The sequence below is a fragment of the Chamaesiphon sp. genome (assembly GCF_041738855.1).
Classification (GTDB): Bacteria; Cyanobacteriota; Cyanobacteriia; order Cyanobacteriales; family Chamaesiphonaceae; genus Chamaesiphon.
The window spans coordinates 1-18455 of the sequence record NZ_JBGSPA010000096.1 but is presented as its reverse complement, the minus strand read 5'-3'; the positions used below and the strand labels follow the sequence as shown (position 1 = coordinate 18455).

The 18455-nt window shown below is 46.4% G+C and carries 18 protein-coding genes; 9 read left to right on the top strand and 9 right to left on the bottom strand.

Annotated features, from left to right (window positions below):
* Both ACEW9I_RS09330 and ACEW9I_RS09325 read left to right on the top strand, forming a co-directional pair.
* Positions 1-435: a bacterioferritin gene (locus tag ACEW9I_RS09330; RefSeq protein WP_373540075.1), complete on the top strand. Its 435-nt coding sequence runs from the start codon at positions 1-3 to the stop codon at positions 433-435.
* Between the two features lie 303 nt (positions 436-738).
* Complete coding sequence (locus ACEW9I_RS09325) at positions 739-2127, top strand: iron uptake porin (protein ID WP_373540074.1); 1389 nt, start codon at positions 739-741, stop codon at positions 2125-2127.
* Between the two features lie 441 nt (positions 2128-2568).
* Here ACEW9I_RS09325 and ACEW9I_RS09320 read toward each other — a convergent pair whose 3' ends face one another.
* Both ACEW9I_RS09320 and thrC read right to left on the bottom strand, forming a co-directional pair.
* Positions 2569-2844: a MoaD/ThiS family protein gene (locus ACEW9I_RS09320; RefSeq protein ID WP_373540073.1), complete on the bottom strand. Its 276-nt coding sequence runs from the start codon at positions 2842-2844 to the stop codon at positions 2569-2571.
* 161 nt (positions 2845-3005) lie between these two features.
* Positions 3006-4304, bottom strand: a complete 1299-nt coding sequence (thrC, locus tag ACEW9I_RS09315; protein ID WP_373540072.1) for a threonine synthase — start codon at positions 4302-4304, stop codon at positions 3006-3008.
* Between the two features lie 207 nt (positions 4305-4511).
* Here thrC and trmFO point away from each other — a divergent pair, with 207 nt between their 5' ends.
* The gene (trmFO, locus tag ACEW9I_RS09310) at positions 4512-5900 is read left to right on the top strand and encodes an FADH(2)-oxidizing methylenetetrahydrofolate--tRNA-(uracil(54)-C(5))-methyltransferase TrmFO (RefSeq protein ID WP_373540071.1); all 1389 of its coding nucleotides are present in this window, start codon (positions 4512-4514) and stop codon (positions 5898-5900) included.
* Positions 5901-6055: 155 nt separating this feature from the next.
* Here the strand turns inward: trmFO and ACEW9I_RS09305 are convergent, their stop codons facing one another.
* The 3 genes from ACEW9I_RS09305 to ACEW9I_RS09295 all read right to left on the bottom strand — a co-directional run bounded on the left by ACEW9I_RS09305 (position 6056) and on the right by ACEW9I_RS09295 (position 9078).
* Entirely contained in the window at positions 6056-6970 is a 915-nt protein-coding gene (locus tag ACEW9I_RS09305) for a substrate-binding domain-containing protein (RefSeq protein ID WP_373540070.1), read from the bottom strand.
* Between the two features lie 4 nt (positions 6971-6974).
* Complete coding sequence (locus ACEW9I_RS09300; RefSeq protein ID WP_373540069.1) at positions 6975-7697, bottom strand: PspA/IM30 family protein; 723 nt, start codon at positions 7695-7697, stop codon at positions 6975-6977.
* A 130-nt stretch (positions 7698-7827) separates the two neighbouring features.
* Positions 7828-9078, bottom strand: a complete 1251-nt coding sequence (locus ACEW9I_RS09295) for an inorganic phosphate transporter (RefSeq protein WP_373540068.1) — start codon at positions 9076-9078, stop codon at positions 7828-7830.
* Between the two features lie 138 nt (positions 9079-9216).
* Here ACEW9I_RS09295 and ACEW9I_RS09290 point away from each other — a divergent pair, with 138 nt between their 5' ends.
* From ACEW9I_RS09290 to ACEW9I_RS09270, 5 genes are all read left to right on the top strand, one after another.
* The gene (locus ACEW9I_RS09290; protein WP_373540067.1) at positions 9217-9477 is read left to right on the top strand and encodes a hypothetical protein; all 261 of its coding nucleotides are present in this window, start codon (positions 9217-9219) and stop codon (positions 9475-9477) included.
* A 17-nt stretch (positions 9478-9494) separates the two neighbouring features.
* Positions 9495-10298, top strand: a complete 804-nt coding sequence (locus ACEW9I_RS09285) for a WecB/TagA/CpsF family glycosyltransferase (RefSeq protein WP_373540066.1) — start codon at positions 9495-9497, stop codon at positions 10296-10298.
* Positions 10299-10487: 189 nt separating this feature from the next.
* Positions 10488-11813 (top strand): hemolysin family protein, encoded by a 1326-nt coding sequence (locus ACEW9I_RS09280; protein WP_373540065.1) that lies wholly within the window; start codon positions 10488-10490, stop codon positions 11811-11813.
* 112 nt (positions 11814-11925) lie between these two features.
* The gene (locus ACEW9I_RS09275) at positions 11926-12153 is read left to right on the top strand and encodes an addiction module protein (RefSeq protein ID WP_373540064.1); all 228 of its coding nucleotides are present in this window, start codon (positions 11926-11928) and stop codon (positions 12151-12153) included.
* The gene (locus ACEW9I_RS09270; protein ID WP_373540063.1) at positions 12150-12449 is read left to right on the top strand and encodes a type II toxin-antitoxin system RelE/ParE family toxin; all 300 of its coding nucleotides are present in this window, start codon (positions 12150-12152) and stop codon (positions 12447-12449) included. The genes ACEW9I_RS09275 and ACEW9I_RS09270 overlap by 4 nt, the downstream gene beginning before the upstream one ends.
* On the opposite strand, the gene ACEW9I_RS09265 is transcribed toward ACEW9I_RS09270, so the two are convergent.
* The gene (locus ACEW9I_RS09265; protein ID WP_373540062.1) at positions 12379-13107 is read right to left on the bottom strand and encodes an ABC transporter ATP-binding protein; all 729 of its coding nucleotides are present in this window, start codon (positions 13105-13107) and stop codon (positions 12379-12381) included. The genes ACEW9I_RS09270 and ACEW9I_RS09265 overlap by 71 nt on opposite strands.
* Positions 13108-13206: 99 nt before the next feature.
* The gene (locus ACEW9I_RS09260) at positions 13207-14598 is read right to left on the bottom strand and encodes an MFS transporter (protein WP_373540061.1); all 1392 of its coding nucleotides are present in this window, start codon (positions 14596-14598) and stop codon (positions 13207-13209) included.
* A 62-nt stretch (positions 14599-14660) separates the two neighbouring features.
* Here ACEW9I_RS09260 and ACEW9I_RS09255 point away from each other — a divergent pair, with 62 nt between their 5' ends.
* The gene (locus ACEW9I_RS09255) at positions 14661-15242 is read left to right on the top strand and encodes a Uma2 family endonuclease (protein ID WP_373540060.1); all 582 of its coding nucleotides are present in this window, start codon (positions 14661-14663) and stop codon (positions 15240-15242) included.
* Between the two features lie 102 nt (positions 15243-15344).
* On the opposite strand, the gene ACEW9I_RS09250 is transcribed toward ACEW9I_RS09255, so the two are convergent.
* Entirely contained in the window at positions 15345-16568 is a 1224-nt protein-coding gene (locus ACEW9I_RS09250; protein ID WP_373540059.1) for an ABC transporter permease, read from the bottom strand.
* Positions 16569-16619: 51 nt separating this feature from the next.
* Positions 16620-18224, bottom strand: coding sequence for an efflux RND transporter periplasmic adaptor subunit (locus ACEW9I_RS09245; RefSeq protein ID WP_373540058.1), 1605 nt, complete (start codon positions 18222-18224; stop codon positions 16620-16622).
* Between the last annotated feature and the right edge of the window lie 231 nt (positions 18225-18455).

The window sequence follows — 18455 nt, the reverse complement described above, 5'->3', positions numbered from 1 at the left end:
ATGCAAGATTTAGACCAAGACAAAGCGATCGACGTGCTGCGATCGCTGATGGAATTTGAGCTAGCTGGAGTAGTGAGATATACACACTATGCACTGATGATTACAGGCCCCAACCGGATTCCAATTGTGGATTTTTTCAAAGCCCAAGCGACAGAATCTCTACTCCACGCCCAGCAAGTTGGTGAAATTCTAACTGGCTTAGAGGGTCATCCATCCCTGCAAATTGCACCGATGGAAGAAACCTACAAGCACTCTGTCAAAGACATCTTAGAAGAAAGTCTGACTCACGAAAAAAGCGCATTGCAAATGTATAAAAAACTCCTCGATATCGTCGAGGATGCAAGTGTTTATCTCGAAGAGTTCGCGCGAACGATGATTGGTAATGAAGAGCTACATACGATCGAAATCAAAAAGATGTTGCGCGATTTTATCTAACACTTAATTTCAGCACATCCTCAGTCCAATTATTAACACAGATTAGTCTCGATCGTGAAATCCCCTAGTAGAGGGTTTCGCGAGTATCGTGCTGTAAAAATAATCAAACCTGAAATATAGCAATCCTAAACGATCGGCTATGTTGATGTAGAATGTGTTGGGCGTAAGCCGTAACGCACCAGGATCGATACTAGCATACACATCTCAATCGCCCCTTGTTACTTAGTTATCTCAGGATTAAATATGTTGAACCGAACACTAAACTGGCTTTCAATTACATCAGGTAGCCTAATAGCAACATTATTGCTAATTACTAGTGCCCAAGCCGCAGACACCATCTTGGCATCCAATTCACTCAATTCAACACTCGATCTACACAGCCCCAACCAGCTCATCGCACTTAGGAACAAAAAACGCCTCAAGCGCAAAGTTAAGTCTAAAGCAAAAACAACTGCCACTACCTCATCAACTATCGCCGCTCCAACAAATCTCACTCAAATAACTCCCCCGCCAGCTCCAATCGCCCCCTCCACACCTACCGAAGCAGTTCCGCCGACACCACCCGTTACCCCCACAGCCCCACCGACAGCAGTTCCAGCAGCTCCAGCTCCTAACCAATTTTCCTTAAATACCAAACTGAAAGGATCGGTAATTTTTGGGGCAACTGGCACTCTATCTGGTGATTACTCACGCAATACAGCCTTTGGAAATCGAACTAGGCTCGAACTCCAAACCGAGATTGGTAGCGGCATTCTCACCACTCGGCTCCAAGCAGTCGGATTGGGTTTGTCCACCAAAAATGCTAATTCAGGTACTAGTGCTGTCTCTACCAATGAAGGCAGTTTATCTTGGACTGACGGTACAACCAATAGTAGTATCGGCATTGATGCACTTAAATATGAGTTTCCGCTGACCCCACAAACACAGGTAGTCGTCGCCGCCAATGCTGGTGCCGCTGATGACTTTACAGACACCATCAATCCTTACTTTGATGGCGATGGGAATAGCGGCTCGATTTCCACCTTCGGTAATCGTCCCTCGATTTACTATACAGTCCAAGGTCAAGGTGTCGGCATTCGGCACAAGTTAAACGACAAAACTGAACTCAGCGTGGGTTATCTAGCGCGTAATGGTAACGATCCAGCCCCAGGAAATGGATTGCTAGGTGGTGGGTTTGGTGCCCTCGCTCAGATCGGTTTTCAGACGGGAGAAAATTCTAAAGTTGCTGTGACTTACACGCGGACTTTTAATTCAGATCCAGGTACGGGTAGCATAAATGCTAATTTAGGTGGAATTAGTAATAACTTCGGGTTGCAAGGTTCCTTTCAGTTATCGCCTCAGTTAGCTCTGGGTGGTTGGGCTGGCTATACCCAAAATCAAGCAGCGGGTGGCGACAGACAGATCTGGAACTGGGCACTTACAGCCGCTGCACCGGATCTAGGTGGTAAGGGGAACTTAGCTGGGTTCCTGGTTGGGCAAGAGCCGCGCGTTGCTGCTTCTAGTATCGATCCTGCTACTGGCAACAATACGACGGACACTAAAACTGGACTACATATTGAGGGATTTTATCAGTTTAAAGTCAATGACAATCTCAGTATCACGCCAGGGATTATCTACCTGACAGCACCCAATCAGGATGCAAATAGTAGCAGTGTTGTAATTGGTGCTTTGCGAACTACTTTTAGCTTTTAGGTGCTGAAAATCTAACGTTACGAGAATATTTGCCGTGTCTCCTTTGCGATCGAACGCGGCAAATTATTGAGAATTGAGATGCAAATAGTCGCAGTACCGACCTCAGCATCTTGCTAAAATTATATTTTTTAGTCACCGCCTTTTGTGCTATTTGCGCCACTTTCAAGCAGGTGGCTATAGCCGAAGGCAATTTAAAGATTGGGTGATTGACAACGGGATCTATGATAAAAAAGCTAGTTCGATCGCGACAATGACAGCTCTAATACTCGAAGTGACCGAACGAGGCAAAATGACTTCCTTGGTAATCTGTACGCTCGGTGCGATTGTCCAGAAACTGGGAGAAAGATGGGTTTTACAAATCAGGCGTTGTACCTTAGATGGGCAACGCTGATTCTGTTCTAAGACGAGCTAGAAATTATAAATTGCTCATAGACAGCGAGTCTAACCTCCAGCTACAGCCGGAACGATACTTACTTGGTCGCCATCTTTTAGTGGGGTTCCAGTACCATCGAGAAAGCGGATATCTTCATCGTTGACATAGAGATTGAGAAACCGTCGCAATTGACCGCTTTCATCACATAGTCTAGCTTTCACACCAGGACAGCTCACTTCCAGCGCATCTAGCAACTCAGCAATACTATCGCCGTCACATTCAATGGTAGCTCGATCGCTGGTGAATTTTTGCAGTGCTGTGGGGACTAAAACTTTAACAGTCATTTAGAGGGTAGAGGGTAGAGGGTAGGAAGGCTTTAGGCTTTAGGCTTTAGGGGTATGAAGGCTTTAGGCTCTAGGGGTAGAGGGTAGAGGGTAGAGAAAACACTGTTTACCATCTACTCTCCATCCTCTTACCCTAAAGCCTAAAGCCTACAGCCTAAAACCTAGACCAAGACTTGTTGCCAGTCGAGGCGATCGAGTGTTTGGGAGCGTTCTAGGGCGCGTTCAAAGCTGTCTAATTTTGCTTCGATGGTAAAAGGCTCGCTGACGTAACCTTGGATTGATTCCTGGGTCTTGAGTCCATTCCCAGTGATATAGACAACGGTGGTTTCATCAGGATCGATCTTACCAGCTTCGACTAGTTTTTTGAGGACGGCGATGGTTGTACCACCAGCAGTTTCGGTGAAGATACCTTCTGTTTCTGCTAGGAGTTTCATCCCTTCGATGATTTCGGCATCGGTGACGGATTCGATGTTTCCGTTGGTTTTGCGGGCGAGTTCGAGGGCGTAAATTCCGTCAGCAGGGTTGCCAATGGCGATCGATTTAGCGATCGTATCTGGTTTGACTGGGACGACAAAATCACGACCTGCGGCATATGCTTGAGCGATTGGCGAACAACCTTCAGCCTGTGCGCCACTGAACCGGACTGGTTTGTCTTCGACTAAGCCGATTTTGACAAATTCTTGGAAGCCTTTGTGAATCTTGGTAAATAACGAACCAGAAGCTAGGGGTGCAACGATGTGATCGGGCAATTCCCACCCTAATTGTTCGGCAACTTCATAACCGAGGGTTTTGGAACCTTCGGAGTAGTAAGGGCGAAGATTGATATTGACAAATCCCCAACCATATGTATTAGCAACTTCACAACACAAGCGGTTTACTTGGTCGTAGTTACCTTTGACTGCCATCACCGTTGGGCCATAAATCACCGTACCGAGGACTTTACCTGCTTCTAAGTCAGAGGGGATGAATACACAACACTCTAAACCAGCATGAGCCGCGATCGCCGCAGTGGAGTTGGCGAGGTTGCCAGTACTGGCACAAGAAATCGTTGAAAATCCAAATTCTTTGGCTTTGGAAAGTGCCACTGATACTACCCGATCCTTGAAGCTCAAGGTAGGCATATTTACAGCATCATTTTTGATGTAGAGATTCTTCAGACCCAAGCGACGCGCCAAGCGATTTGCTTTGAGTAGTGGCGTCATGCCAGTGCCGACATCGATAATATGCTCGTCGGGAACTGGGAGTAAATCTTTGTATCTCCAAATGGAGTGAGGGCCGGCTTTAATACTTTCGCGAGTCACCTTGGTACGGAGGTAATCATAATCATATTGCACTTCCAATGGCCCAAAGCAGAGTTCGCAAATGTGGGTAGCTTTGAGTTCGTATTCAGTACCGCACTCTTTGCAGGCTAATCCTTTGGCGGCGGTGGTTCGATTGCTGTTTAAGGTTGCTTGGGTCATGGTTGGATGTCGCGATGATTTAGATATCCGTTAACTTGTTGAAAACAACGATATCACGTCTCGATCGAGCCGTCAAACATACCCGACTAATTTAGTCGGGTATAAGAATTATGCTGAAAACTCAAGTCTCGGCGGACTATCGTTGTGTCCCAATAGTTGGGTTTCAAACAGCAAGGTAAATAGACCAGGATAAATAGGGATTATAATATGGAGGCAGACTTCAAAATCTTAATCGATATGCGCGTTCAGGTGATTGGTGGTGGTTTAGCAGGTACCGAAGCGGCTTGGCAAATTGCCCAGGCTGGCGTACCAGTGACTCTACATGAGATGCGTCCCCACACGTTGAGTCCCGCGCATCATAGTGAAGAATTAGCCGAATTGGTCTGTAGTAACTCATTTGGTGCCCAATCTGCCGATCGCGCCGCCGGATTATTGCATGAAGAATTGCGCCGCTTGGGTTCGATTATTATTGGCAAGGCTGACTATCATGCCGTCCCCGCAGGTGGCGCATTAGCAGTAGATCGCGGTAAGTTTAGTCACGATTTGACCGAAACATTGGCAAACCATCCCCTTGTTGAATTTCGCCGCGATACAGTACCCGAAATCCCCCGCGATGGGATCGTAGTTTTAGCCACTGGGCCGCTGACAGCTCCCGCTCTAGCCGAGGATATCCAAAGATTGGCGGGGATGGAGTATCTCAACTTTTTTGATGCGGCGAGTCCGATTATCGTTGGGGACTCGATCGATAAAGAAGTCGCTTTCTTTGCCTCCCGCTACGACAAAGGCGAAGCAGCTTACCTAAATTGCCCGATGAATAAGGAGCAGTACCTCCACTTTCAGCAAGAACTGTGCAACGCCGAGCAAGCCGAATTAAAAGATTTCGATCGCGAAACTGCTAAGTTCTTTGAAGCCTGTTTGCCGATCGAGGAATTAGCCCAACGTGGTGAGGAAACCATGCGTTATGGCCCCCTGAAGCCTGTCGGCTTGTTCGACGGTCGCAGAGGCGATTTCAAAGCCCCTGAGAACCAAATTCACCGCCCTTATGCTGTCATCCAACTACGTCAGGAAGATAAAGCCGGACAACTGTGGAATATGGTGGGTTTTCAGACCAATTTGAAGTGGGGCGAACAAAAGCGGATCTTCTCGATGATTCCTGGCTTGGAAAATGCCGAATTCGTGCGGTTGGGAGTGATGCACCGCAACACTTTTATCAACTCGCCGAAATTACTATCTTCCTCACTTCAATTCCATACTCGGAGCAACCTATTAGCAGCCGGACAAATCATCGGTACCGAAGGTTATGCAGCGGCGGCGGCTGGTGGTTGGTTAGCGGGGACAAATGCCGCCCGATTATTCTTGGGACAACAACCGATGACGATGCCGCGTGTGACGATGATGGGTTCGCTCTTTGATTTTATCAGCACTGCCGAACCCAAGTACTTCCAGCCGATGCCCCCAAACTTTGGAATTTTCCAAGAGTTGCCAACTAAAATTAAGAATAAGCAAGAGCGGTATGGAGCTTATCGCGATCGATCTTTGAGTGCGATCGATGAGCTGATTGCCGAGCATTTAGCTCCGAAATATGCTTATAGCTAGATTAGACTTTCTGCGAAAGTCAGGCTTTAGGCTTTAGGGAAAACTATAGACAAAAATAATACTGAAAAAGATTATGTTTGTTTTCGCAGGAGGTCTATTGAGATCGATCGATTTACTAGTTTGTGGGTTGAATCATCTCCCTGACACGATCGATTTTACTGCTTCCGAGCAGAACGAGCGATCGATTTTTGACCCTTGCTCGAAGTTGCAAATCCCAAAAATGCCTTGACTGCATCGTTGGGCTGACCCTTGTAGACGTAAGCTAAAGTTCGCTTGTAGGGGTAATTGTCCGCTTCGGGTGCGATCCCATCGATCGCAATCGATCGTACCGTTGACTGTTTGGCAACTTGGGCAAAGGTCGCATAGCCAATCCCGTCAGCACCCAAAGCTTGCAATAGCGGTGTCGTCGCATCTCGATCCAAGATCTTGAAGTTTCCGCCGGAACCAAAGCTTTTACCCTTTAAGCCGACCTCTTGAAAAGATTGGTGAGTGCCACTATTAGTCGGTCGCAAAATCGGTCGAATCGGTAAATCTTTGCCGCCGACTTGCGACCAGTTATTGACTTCACCTGTAAATATTTTAGTAACTTGGTAGGAAGTTAGACCCGTACGGAGATCGTTATTATTGCCAATGACGATCGCGATTTTGTCTTGACTGACAATTGGTACTGAGACTAAGCCTTGACTTTTTTCAGCGGCTGTCAGTGTGCGAGAAATCCCCGTCAGATCGATCGACCCAGCGGCGAGATCCGTTAAGCCTTGGCTAGAACTAGAGGCTTGAGGGATGGCGCGAACGCCAGGAAATTTTTTCTCAAAGCTTATTTTTAAAGATTGATTGACTTGTGCCAAACTGGTGGAACCACCAATTTTGAGGATCGTGCCCGCTGGAACTGCGTTCGGTAAGTCGAATGCTACTTGGGGTTGTGAGTTTGGGCGATCGCCATTGTTATTATCGCTCGACACAGGCAATTTGGCAGCCCGATCGCCGAAGACAGAGTAGGCGATCGCCCCCAGAGCCAATGCTCCAGCGATATAGACGATTGGTGGCGGACTGTTTTTGGAACTACTCATAAATTTAATTAGGGGGTTCAGCACGACCATTTTTCAAATTTGCCAGTCGCTCATTGACTTTGACTTGAAGTTGGGCATCATTATCTTCATCGATTAATGCCGATCGATTGAGCGAAATATCCGCGACTAGCTTTTGCTGCATTTCATATTCGGTGGCTTGAAGTTGGGCATTTTCCAAGGTAGATTTGGCGGAACCACCATCGAATTCATCGTTAGCACGGGCAATTTCCTGTAAGGCAAGATTGACGCGGGACAGATCGCGGGTGTTCTGAATTTCGGTACGGTAGCGCGCGACTTCTAACTGTTCTTGAGTCAGGCGATTTTGCGAACTAATCAAGACGGCTTCGGCGCGATCGATTTGGGTATGAAGTTGTGCGAGTAATGTTTCCTGTTGGATGACTTGCGCCAATGTCAGCCGTGCATCGCGATCGCGCCCTTTTTTAGCCGCAATCTGTGCCGCTTGCTCCAAGGCTTGGATCTCTTGCTGTTTAGTCTCGGATTGAGCTTGCAAATCTCGGTAGGAAGTTGCTTGCTGGGCGACAGCCGCCGACAGACTGGCAACCGATTGGGACATCTGAGCCAGAGCGCGTTCGGCAATCGCCAATGTGTCCGCTTGATTTGGCGGTACTTCTGGGGGTGTTTTGCCCCACAACCAATCCCAGACATCTGTGACGACTTGCCCTGCGCGATCGCCCATCAACCAGTTTACAAAGTTTTGACCTTTCATCAGTCTGGAGTTAGAAGCTGAGTGAGTTTAGCCAGATTATAGCGCAGCAATTAGGCTTTAGGCTTTTAGAGAAAAATCATCCCTCAAATCAGTAATGCCGATCTATGTTGGAGATCGAGCCTGAACTTCACTAACGCCCAAAACAGGATCGCAGTACGATAAAAATTCCCGCACTCAGAGCAGTCGCGATCGGAATTGTGACAATCCAAGCCAGCCCGATCGATTTGAGTGTATCGAGACTGAGCGATCGCCAATTCTTCACCGCACCTACTCCCACGACAGCACCCACTAGCGCGTGAGAAGTGGAGACGGGTAGCCCCTGACTCGAAGCAATCAAAACCGTGGCTGCGGTGGCGAGTTCTGCGGCAAATCCGCTACTCGGTTCGAGCTTGATAATCCCTTCCCCAATGGTAGCAATGACTTGTTTGCCCCAAATGGCTAAACCAGCCACAATTCCGACTCCGCCGAGTACCAGCACCCACAAGGGGATTTCTAGACTGGATTGGGGGACGGTACCAGTACGTTGAATATACAAGATGGTGGCTAATGGCGCGATCGCATTGCCCACATCGTTGGAACCGTGAGCAAATGCCACACAGCAAGCACTGAGCAATTGAAATCTGGCTAATTGACGTTCGACAACTGCTTGGACTTCTGCGGACTTGACAGCGATCTCATGCCTCAGTCTTCGCCAGCCTAAGAGCGTAATCGAGAGCGCGGAAATCCCACCTAAACCCAGGGAAAAATCATGACGGGGAACATCGGGCAAAAAGTCCGACGGCAATGTTTCGACAACAGTAGGTAACACGATGACACCAAACACACTGACGAGAATCGATGATAACCACGGGATCCACTGTGCGAGTTGAATCAGTGGTTGAGCTGGTTCTAGAATCCAGCGTTTAATTAGCAGATAAAAGCCAGCAGCTACCGTCCCGCTGACGATCGGCGTAACTACCCATGCTAGCGAAATTGTCCCTAACGATGACCATTCTACCGCTTGCGTACCTGCGGCTACCCAACTAAATCCGGCGATCGCACCTACCACCGCATGGGAAGAAGCTACAGGCAAATTTTTGGCAGTCGCAATTTGGAGCCACAATCCACAGCTAATTAATACCGAAATCATCCCCAATAGCAGCGTATTTGGCTGACTGGCAAACAGATCGGGGTTGGCGATACTAGTAGCTAAAGTTGAAGATACCTGTCGCCCAAATAATACCGCGCCTGTAAATTCTAAGACTCCAGCAATGACGATCGCTTGTTTGAGTGTAATCGCTTTGGAGCCAACAGATGTGCCCATGGAGTTGGCAACATCATTAGCCCCTAGATTACAGGCAACATAGAGAGCTAAACAGCAAACAAATACAATAAATAACATCGATCGGGATGATAATAGGTAAAATTAAGCTAGGGAATATGTTCTAATTTTACTGTAGTGGTAACATAATCATTGACGATCTCAGTCACTTTACCCTCACCCCAAATCCTAAACATTATCCCCTAGCCCCCTAATTAAATGGCGCAACACAATCCTCAGAATATCCAACTTCAAATTAATCGCATGTATGAAAGTGGTCAATCTTTATTTGCGAAAACTAAAGTAGAGGATTGGCTCAAACAGCGAAATGAAAATCCGGCTGACTACAATATTATTTTTAATAAACAACCTGCACCTGTAGGTTCTAGAGCTGTGATGACGATCGCGATCGAGTTGCAACGCAAAGATGGACAACAAATAGATGAGTGGTTACTCGCCCAATTAAACGATATACAATAAATCGATAAATATTGACGATGAACACATCATTAACTCACTCAGATATCTCTATGTCCGATCGTCCTCCCACACCTTTACCACAATTCAAGATTTTGGGTCAACCAGTACATCTAGCTACTGACTACAGCTCATGGCTGATCGATCGACTTCAACAAGGGATTGGCACCCATGTCGTGACGATGAATGCCGAAATCGTCATCCAGGCAAGTCACGATCTCGAACTAGCTAAGATCATTAGCAACGCTGAACTAGTGACTCCAGATGGATCGGGGATTATTATGGCGTTGCGATTGTATGGTATCGAGCAGCCGCGATACGCAGGTATCGATCTAGGGGAAGATTTGCTCCGCTTGGCGGCAAAGCCAGAGCACAACTACTCGGTTTTTTTCTATGGCGGTAAGCCAGAAATAGTCGATCGAGCGGCTCAAAAGTGGCAAACTGAGCTACCTAATCTCAAAATTGTCGGGATCGAGCATGGTTATATCGATACCGAACAGCAAGCTAATTTATTGCACCAGCTCCAGGTTGCACAGCCGAAAATCATTCTGGTAGCCTTGGGAATGCCGCGACAAGAAATTTGGATCAGAGATAATTTTCATCTATTTCCCCAGGCGATCTGGATTGGTGTGGGTGGGAGTTTCGATGTCTGGTCTGGAGTAAAAAATCGCGCACCACAATATATTCGTAATTTGAATTTAGAATGGATGTATCGGATCGCTCAAGAACCCAGCCGCTGGCGGAGATCCCTAGCCTTACCTAAATTTGCCGTGTTGGCCGTGGCAGAGAGAATTTGGGGCAAAGATCGGCTGGCACCTCACTAACTTCCTTCCATTAGCTCGTGGATGGTAGATAGTGTGCAATCCAAGTAGCTCATCGATTCGGCACCGACGCTACAGAGGACGGTAGTTTGTCTGTTTTTTTAGGTGAGAAGGGGGTAGCTATCGTAGCTACCAGCTTCAGAGCAGGTACACTGGAGACAGTATTTAAGACAATCCTTCATTCTTGGTTTCATGTCCCTAACTGCGGAATTAGTGCTAGTTTTCGTCCTAATATTACTTAACGGTGTATTTGTAATGTCGGAGATGGCGATCGTCTCAGCACGGAAAGTGAGATTGCAACAACTGGCAAATCAAGGCGATCGACGTGCGATGGTCGCGTTAGGCTTGTCAATGACCCCCGATCGATTTTTGCCGACAGTTCAAGTTGGGATTACCTTGATGGCGATCCTATCTGGCGCACGGGGAGAGAGTGCGGTTTCCAGGCTACTGGCACCACAACTGGAACTAGTATTACCGCGCCAATATAGCGAACCGATTGCGTCAATTCTGGCAATTGCGATTATTACTTATTTGACGATCGTCATCGCTGAATTGGTACCTAAACAGATCGCGCTCAATAGTCCCGAAAAAATCGCCAGTTTTTTTGCTAAACCGATCGATCTGCTGGCGCGGCTATCGACACCTTTGATCTTTCTGCTGAGTCGTTCTACCAATTTTGTTGTCAAGCTATTAGGCATCAAACGCTCCAATCAGCCAGAAGTCACGGAAGAAGAAATCAAGGTAATGATCGAACAGGGCACCGAGACGGGCATGTTTGAGGAGTCCGAGCAGGATATGGTTCAAGGGGTATTGAGTTTAGGCGATCTCAAAATCGGTGCGCTGATGACTCCCCGCCCAGATATTACTTGGATTGATATCAACGATCGGATCGCGATTACCCGTGACAAAATTATCGATAGTGATTATTCGAGATTACCTGTATGTGAAGGCGAACTCGATCGAGTCTTGGGTGTGATTCATGTTGCCGACTTGCTCTCTCAAACTCTCAAGGGCGAAGAAATAAATCTGACTGCATCCCTGAGTCAACCACTCTTTATCCCTGAAAGTACACGCGGCTTAAAAGTACTGGAGCAATTCAAGAAATTTGGCACCCATATCGCGATGGTGGTAGATGAATATGGTGTGATTCAGGGTTTAGTCACCATGCACGATCTGTTTGAAGAGATTTTTGGTGATATTACTGACTTTAATGAAGAACCAGAAGAACCCCAAATCATTCAGCGCGAAGATGGTTCATGGTTATTGGATGGAATGTTATCTATCGAAGAATTACTCGAACAATTTGATATCCCCGAACATGCGATCGATCGCGGTAACTATCATACTCTGGGAGGCTTTGCAATCATGCAGCTAGGTAAAATTCCCATTTCTGGAGAATACTTTGAATGGCGACGATTGAGATTTGAAATCATCGACATGGATGGCAAAAGAGTCGATAAAGTTTTAGTAAAAGCATCGGAAATTATCGAAAATCAGGAGGAAGTCGATCGGAATTAATGTGAGTTTCTCCTTGCAAAGAGGCTATTTGTGCCGATCGAAGTCATCGGCGTAGCCTCGATCGACAATGCTATAATTCTGACATAGATATAATTGAGCAGGTTAAATTAGTATGAGCAATCATCCTCTTCTCAAAGTTGAAATTTCTCAACTAAGTATTGCCGAGCGGATTCAACTTGCTGAAGATCTATGGGATAGTATTGTGGATCGACAAGATGAAATCGAATTAGATCTGGCACAACAACAAGAACTCGATCGAAGATTGGCACAATATCGCCAAGATCCGAATGCTGGCTCTAGTTGGGAAACAGTCAAGCTGCGATTAGGCGTTTCCCAATGAATTACAGGCTGATTATCCGTCCAGAAGCGGAGTTAGACTTGGAAGATGCTTTCACATGGTATGAGTCACAAGAGACTGGTTTAGGTTCTAAATTTGTGCGGGCTATCGATAATTATATGTCTACAATTGGGCGTAATCCTCTTGAATATCGGCTCATCTACCAATTCGAGCTTGACTACTGCTATATCTTCAACTATCAACTATCAACGATCGACTATCGACTATCTACCCCGCCATCGCCACCCGATAAATATCACTCGGCGTCAGATGAGAATGGATCACCTGCCCATCTCTAAACCACACAATTCGTCTAGTTTGTTTTGCCACATCGGGTTCGTGAGTAACCATGACGATCGTAATTCCCGACTCGTTGAGCTGAGTAAAAATATCCATCACCTCCTGAGTAGTCCGCGAATCTAGGGCACCTGTAGGCTCATCAGCGAGTAATACACGCGGTTCGCCGACAATTGCTCTAGCGATCGCCACCCGCTGCTGTTGCCCCCCAGAGAGTTGATTGGGGCGATTTGCCATCCGATTGCTCAAGCCAACTTTTTCCAACGCTACTACGGCCCGTTCCTTGCGTTCGCTTTGAGCCAGTCCCCCGTAGATCATCGGCAGCATCACATTATCTAAAGCTGTCAGTTGGGGTAGAAGATGAAATTGTTGAAAGATAAAGCCGAGTTTACGATTGCGAATTTTGGCTAAATCGGCATCAGGAACGGTGGATACGTCTAATTTGTCGAGGTAGTAACGTCCGGTGGTGGGCTGATCCAGACAACCGATAATATTCATCGCCGAGGATTTGCCCGAACCAGATGGCCCCATGATCGAGCAATATTCACCTTCAGCGATCGTCAAATTGACCCCATCTAATGCTTTGACTAAGGTGTCACCGATGCCATAAGTTTTATTTACTTCTTCTAATCGGATGATAATTGGTTGGTCGTCGTTCATGGGGATTAAGTTAATTGATAATTGATAATTGATAATTGATAATTGGGTTTTTAAAATGTAGGATCTAGCTTCATTTTTCGACCCAATTTCCGCAGATATTTAGTGATGATGCGATATTAAATGCTGATGACTGATATCGGTATACGAATGGCTGTGACTGAGTTGTGAATGGACGTGTGGGTGTTGATGGCTTGATTCAATCTCAACCTCAATTAGATGTTCATGATGGTGTTGGAGATCGTGGTCGTGGGTGTGAACATGGGAGAATTCTAGATGAGTATGGGTAAATCGATCGGGTGATAAAAACAGATGCACGACAACCAATAAAGCTAATCCGATCGAACTACCGTATACAAAAGTTCGATCGGGAAAAGTTGTCCCCAGCCACCCAGCTAATGGGTAAGCTCCCGCCCACCAGAGATGGCTCCAGGCAAAATGCGCCCCATAAACGCGCCCCTGCATATTTGTCGGGGTGCGATCGGCAATTAGTGTTTGCAGCGATAGATTGATGAGACTTTGCCCAAATCCCCCGATCGACCATAAGAAAATCAGGGGTACTAATCCGACATAATTAGCACCAATTAATGACGCGGTAATTAACATGCCGCCACTGAGTATCGTCAAGATTTTCGATCGATATTGTGGGTAAATCCCGATCGCCATCGCCCCACCTGTGGCACCTAAACCAAAGCCCATCATCACCCAGCCATACTGTACCCCTGTCTGATGGAGCGTACCCTGGACATAGCTGACAGTATTGACTAAAATCTGAGCACCTGCAATCGACGCAACTAGCTGCATCATCAAACCATACCGAATCGGCGCATCAGTCCAGAGCCTAGACGTTCCAGCCTGAATATCTGCCCAAATCTGCCCTACAGATCGATTTCCAGGTTCCGCCACATCCGATCGCAAGCTACCAGGAAGAGTCCCAATTAGGATCGCCGCGATGATAAAGCTCAACCCGTCCCAGAAAAATAAATCCCTAGCACCAATAAATAGTGCCAGTACCCCCGCAATTCCTGGCCCAAATACGCCCAAAATTTGATAAGTAGTTCCCGATAAAGCGATCGCTTGACGATAGTCAGCATCACCAGTGACTAAGGGAATCGTGGCTTGATAAGTCGGTGCAAAAAAAGCATTGAGGATATTCAAACCCAGTACCAGCGCATAGATTTGCCAGATACTCTGTACGAATGGTAGTAGACAAACCAGCAGCATCCGCCCTAAATGAGTAACCATCAAGATCGGCTTGCGATCGAATCTGTCAGCGATCGATCCTGCTAATGGTGATAGTAATGTAAAAGCTGTCACTCTCAACGTCAATGCACCTGCAAGGGCAACTGGAGCAGATTTACCAGCTAGTTCAAAAGCCAACAATGCTAAACCCAACCAAGTCAAAGCATCTCCAAATAAGCTAATTGTTTGGGCAAAATATAGCTGTCGAAAAATGGGGTTATTTAGACAGGTAGGTAAGCCAATTTTGTTCACAATTGAGTCAGGAGTATTCCATAAATGTTAACATCGAAACAACTAGTTGTTAGAGATCTGCTATGAGTATTACACTCGATCGGTTAACCTTTGCCGAATACCTTAAATACACTGATGGTAGCGATCGCCGTTACGAGTTAGTGAATGGAGAACTAATCCCAATGAGTTTAGGGACTGGACAACACGGCGCAATTATCAAATCGATCGAACGTTCTTTAGAAACAGAAATTGCCAGCCAGAATCTAGATTGGGTTCTTTTACCTGGATTGGTGGGGATTCGCAGTCCTAGAGGCGGAAAGTGGGATACTTGTCGCATCCCCGATGTCGTCATTATTCCAGTGGAACAATGGCGGACATTAGCAACTCGTGAAGTTGTAATTGAATTTACCCAATCCCCACCCCTATTGGTAGTAGAAGTTGTAAGTGAATCGACTAAAACTACCGATTATCGTGCAAAACGTTCTGAGTATAGTATTTTAGATATTCCTGAATACTGGATTGTCGATCCGCTACTCGCCAAAATTACTATTTTCACTCTAGATGAAGGTTGGTATGAGCCAGCCGAATATCAAGGCAACGAGCCGATCCAATCGCCTACATTTCCCTCCCTCCAACTGAGTCTAGATCGAATCTTCCCCTTATAATACTTCCTTCTCACCAAAGAAATAGGCATTCATAATTCACCATCCACCATCCACCATCCACCCCTACACTAGATGTTTAATTTTTCACGAGTCAGGGAATAGTTAAACACTTCTCAAAGCTTCGATCGGGTCTAATTTTGCTGCTTGTCTAGCGGGAACAACACCAAAGAATAAGCCAATTCCACCAGAAACACTCACGGCTAAGATAATTGCGGATGGTGAAATAGCGGCTGATTTGAGCGGCGAGAAATTCGCAATTAGCAAGATGCTCCCGATCCCGATCAGAGTACCAATTATCCCACCAACTGTAGAGAGAATGATCGCCTCGATCGTGAATTGAATCAGGATATCATTTTGAGTTGCCCCAATTGCTTTTCTGAGTCCAATTTCTTGAGTTCGCTCAGTCACAGATACTAGCATAATGTTCATCACGCCAATTCCCCCAACTAAGAGCGATATACCTGAAATCGCACCTAATAGCAATGTCAGCGCACTAGTAATAGTAGTAACAATAGTCAGCGCATCTTTTTGATTGCGAACTGTAAAATCATCGTCACCAACTATTTTGTGTCTCCGGCGGAGCAAATTAGTGATTTGAAACTCGGCTGCATCCATACTCTCACTATTTTTTGCAGCCACCGAAATTAATGACAATCGGATTCCAAAGGGCGATGTTCTCCCAATCACCCGCTTACTCATCGTGGTAATCGGAATAAAGATCGCATCATCTTGATTGCTACCAAAGGAAGAGCCTTTTCCTTCCATCAAGCCAACTACTTCAAAACTCAGATTATTAATCCGAATCTGCTTTCCCAATGGATTTTCGTTGCCAAATAGTCGCTGGGCGATGTCTGTACCTAGCGCAGCAATTTGCTTATCAGTTTTGACATCTAGAGCATTGACAAATCGCCCTTTATCGACTGCAAAATTACGAACGGTTGTAAATTCAGCAGTCGTACCTTGAAGAATCGAAGTCGTCGTAATATTTTGGTAACTAATCACCGCCGAAGATTGCACAATTGGCGCAACACCGGATACAGAAGGCACCTGACGAGCGATCGCCCGTGCATCACTCAGTACCAGCGTTGGCGGTGTTCCACCACTCCGAATATTCTGAGCTTTCGGGCTACCAGGCAAAATAAATAATGTATTTGGGCCGAGATTTTTGAATTGATCTGTTGCTAGTATTTGTGTACCTTCGCCGACTCCGATCATCGTGATTACCGAAGCATTTCCAATCACAATTCCCAGCATAGTTAAACCACTTCGTAACTTGTTAGATACGAGAGTTGTCGCCGCCATATTTAAGCTTTCAAATAGATTCATTAGAAGTTGGGAATTGGTTTTAGCTTTACCTTTACCTGGATCGATTGCCGATTACTTACTATTATCGCCCATCATTTTATCTTTGAATCCTGGGGGAATATCAATAAAGACTCGATCGCCAGATTTTAGACCTTCAATTACTTGGATTCTATCTTTAACTGTGCTACCAACTTTAATTGCTTTAAATTTAGGTTCGTTATTTTCACCAGTTATATAAACACCAGTTTGACCGCGCTTGGAACTGATGGCGACTGTGGGAACAGTTAAAGCATTATTTGTACGTTGTCCACTAAATACTGTGTTGACATTCATACCCGATCGCAATACATCTTTACCAGTATCGAGAGCAACGCGGACTTCAAATGAGGTGACGTTCTGCTCGATTACTGCTTCTGGTGCAACCAATCGAACTGTACCTTGATAAGGCTTGTCGCTAAAAGCATCTGCGGTGATTTCGACCTTTTGACCGAGCTTAATCTTGCCGATATCTACTTCTGGTACCTTCGCCCTGACTTCCATATCCTTGGCTAGAGCGACGATCGAAGTTGAAGTCGCCGAAGAGCTGCTCGAAGCTGAAGTCGTCGGTGTCACAAATGCGCCGATACTAGCATAGCGTTGGGTAATTAACCCCGCAAAAGGTGCCACAACTGTTGAGTCATTTAGTTGAGATCTCGCGGATTGGAGCTGGGCATTTGCTACTGCTAATGCAGCCGTTAATTGAGCGATATCTTCAGGGCGAGAGCCATTTTTTGCTTGTTGATATACTGCTTGAGCTTGTTCGACTTGAGCGGCGAAACTGGCGACATCTTCAGAGCGGCTCCCACGTTGTGACTGGCGGAGTGCTTGTTGAGCTTCAGTGACGGCGGCTTGGCGTTGGCTGACTTCGGAGCGGCTGCTATTACGCACCTGTTGGAGTTTTTGTTGAGTGTCAAGGAGATTGGCTCTAGCGGTTTGATCCTCAGCGGTGGCACGATCGAGTGCGTCTTGAGAGACTGCTCCAGACTTTCTGAGCGATTGATTCCGATCGACAGTCGCTTGAGCCAGTCGAAGTTTGGCTGTAGCGGATGATATTTGGGCTGTAGCTTGTTCGATCTGTTGCGGCGCGATCGATTGACTTAGATTGAGATTGGCTTGTGCTTGAGCCAGTCTTGCCTGAGCCTGGGCGGTTTCTTCGGGGCGATTACCATTTTTCGCCTTATTGAGATTGGCTTGCGCTTGGGCTAGTTTGGCTTGTGCTTGAGTTATTTCTTCGGCTCTGGTACCATTTTTTGCCTTACTCAAATTAGCCTGAGCTTGCTGCACATTGGCTTGAGCTTGAGCAAATCCAGCTTGAGTCTCAGCATTTTCCATTTGGGCGATTTTTTGCCCTTGAACCACGCGATCTCCCTGCTCTACGTAAAGGCTGGCAACCCTTCCGGCTGTTTTCGGACTCAGGTTGGCAGTTTGGAAGGGGATGATATTACCGCTAGCCGTAATTTTATCGGTCAGATCTTGCGATTTGGCTACCGTAGTATAGCGGGCTAGATCGATTTTAGGGGCTGGCTTGAATCGAGTTACCGCAACAGTTCCGAGTGCCGCAATCCCGATCGCTGCCGCCGCAATACCTACGATGACTGGGAGAGGGTACTTAATATCTTTTATAAAAGGTAGTTGCATAGGAGATTGATGTTCATTAATCTTTAATTCAAACTCTCAAACGGTTTCTCAATCGATCGACCTGTTCCACTGACAAAGCAACGACCGACTTTGGTAGAGTCGAGGGCAGGTATTATCCTGCGCCCCTCTCTGTTCGATCTGTACGTGCGGCTTTCACCGCATACAGCTCTCGATATTCTTAGATTGCTCTTTTGCTTGTGCTGGGTTCAGATTTGCATGGTTCGTGTATTG

Coding starts and splice junctions, on each gene's coding strand:
- ACEW9I_RS09330 (WP_373540075.1), top strand. CDS start 1: ATGCAAGATTTAGACCAAGACAAAGCGATCGACGTGCTGCGATCGCTG.
- ACEW9I_RS09320 (WP_373540073.1), bottom strand. CDS start 2,844: ATGACTGTTAAAGTTTTAGTCCCCACAGCACTGCAAAAATTCACCAGC.
- thrC (WP_373540072.1), bottom strand. CDS start 4,304: ATGACCCAAGCAACCTTAAACAGCAATCGAACCACCGCCGCCAAAGGA.
- trmFO (WP_373540071.1), top strand. CDS start 4,512: ATGGAGGCAGACTTCAAAATCTTAATCGATATGCGCGTTCAGGTGATT.
- ACEW9I_RS09305 (WP_373540070.1), bottom strand. CDS start 6,970: ATGAGTAGTTCCAAAAACAGTCCGCCACCAATCGTCTATATCGCTGGA.
- ACEW9I_RS09300 (WP_373540069.1), bottom strand. CDS start 7,697: ATGAAAGGTCAAAACTTTGTAAACTGGTTGATGGGCGATCGCGCAGGG.
- ACEW9I_RS09295 (WP_373540068.1), bottom strand. CDS start 9,078: ATGTTATTTATTGTATTTGTTTGCTGTTTAGCTCTCTATGTTGCCTGT.
- ACEW9I_RS09290 (WP_373540067.1), top strand. CDS start 9,217: ATGGCGCAACACAATCCTCAGAATATCCAACTTCAAATTAATCGCATG.
- ACEW9I_RS09285 (WP_373540066.1), top strand. CDS start 9,495: ATGAACACATCATTAACTCACTCAGATATCTCTATGTCCGATCGTCCT.
- ACEW9I_RS09280 (WP_373540065.1), top strand. CDS start 10,488: ATGTCCCTAACTGCGGAATTAGTGCTAGTTTTCGTCCTAATATTACTT.
- ACEW9I_RS09275 (WP_373540064.1), top strand. CDS start 11,926: ATGAGCAATCATCCTCTTCTCAAAGTTGAAATTTCTCAACTAAGTATT.
- ACEW9I_RS09270 (WP_373540063.1), top strand. CDS start 12,150: ATGAATTACAGGCTGATTATCCGTCCAGAAGCGGAGTTAGACTTGGAA.
- ACEW9I_RS09265 (WP_373540062.1), bottom strand. CDS start 13,107: ATGAACGACGACCAACCAATTATCATCCGATTAGAAGAAGTAAATAAA.
- ACEW9I_RS09255 (WP_373540060.1), top strand. CDS start 14,661: ATGAGTATTACACTCGATCGGTTAACCTTTGCCGAATACCTTAAATAC.
- ACEW9I_RS09250 (WP_373540059.1), bottom strand. CDS start 16,568: ATGAATCTATTTGAAAGCTTAAATATGGCGGCGACAACTCTCGTATCT.
- ACEW9I_RS09245 (WP_373540058.1), bottom strand. CDS start 18,224: ATGCAACTACCTTTTATAAAAGATATTAAGTACCCTCTCCCAGTCATC.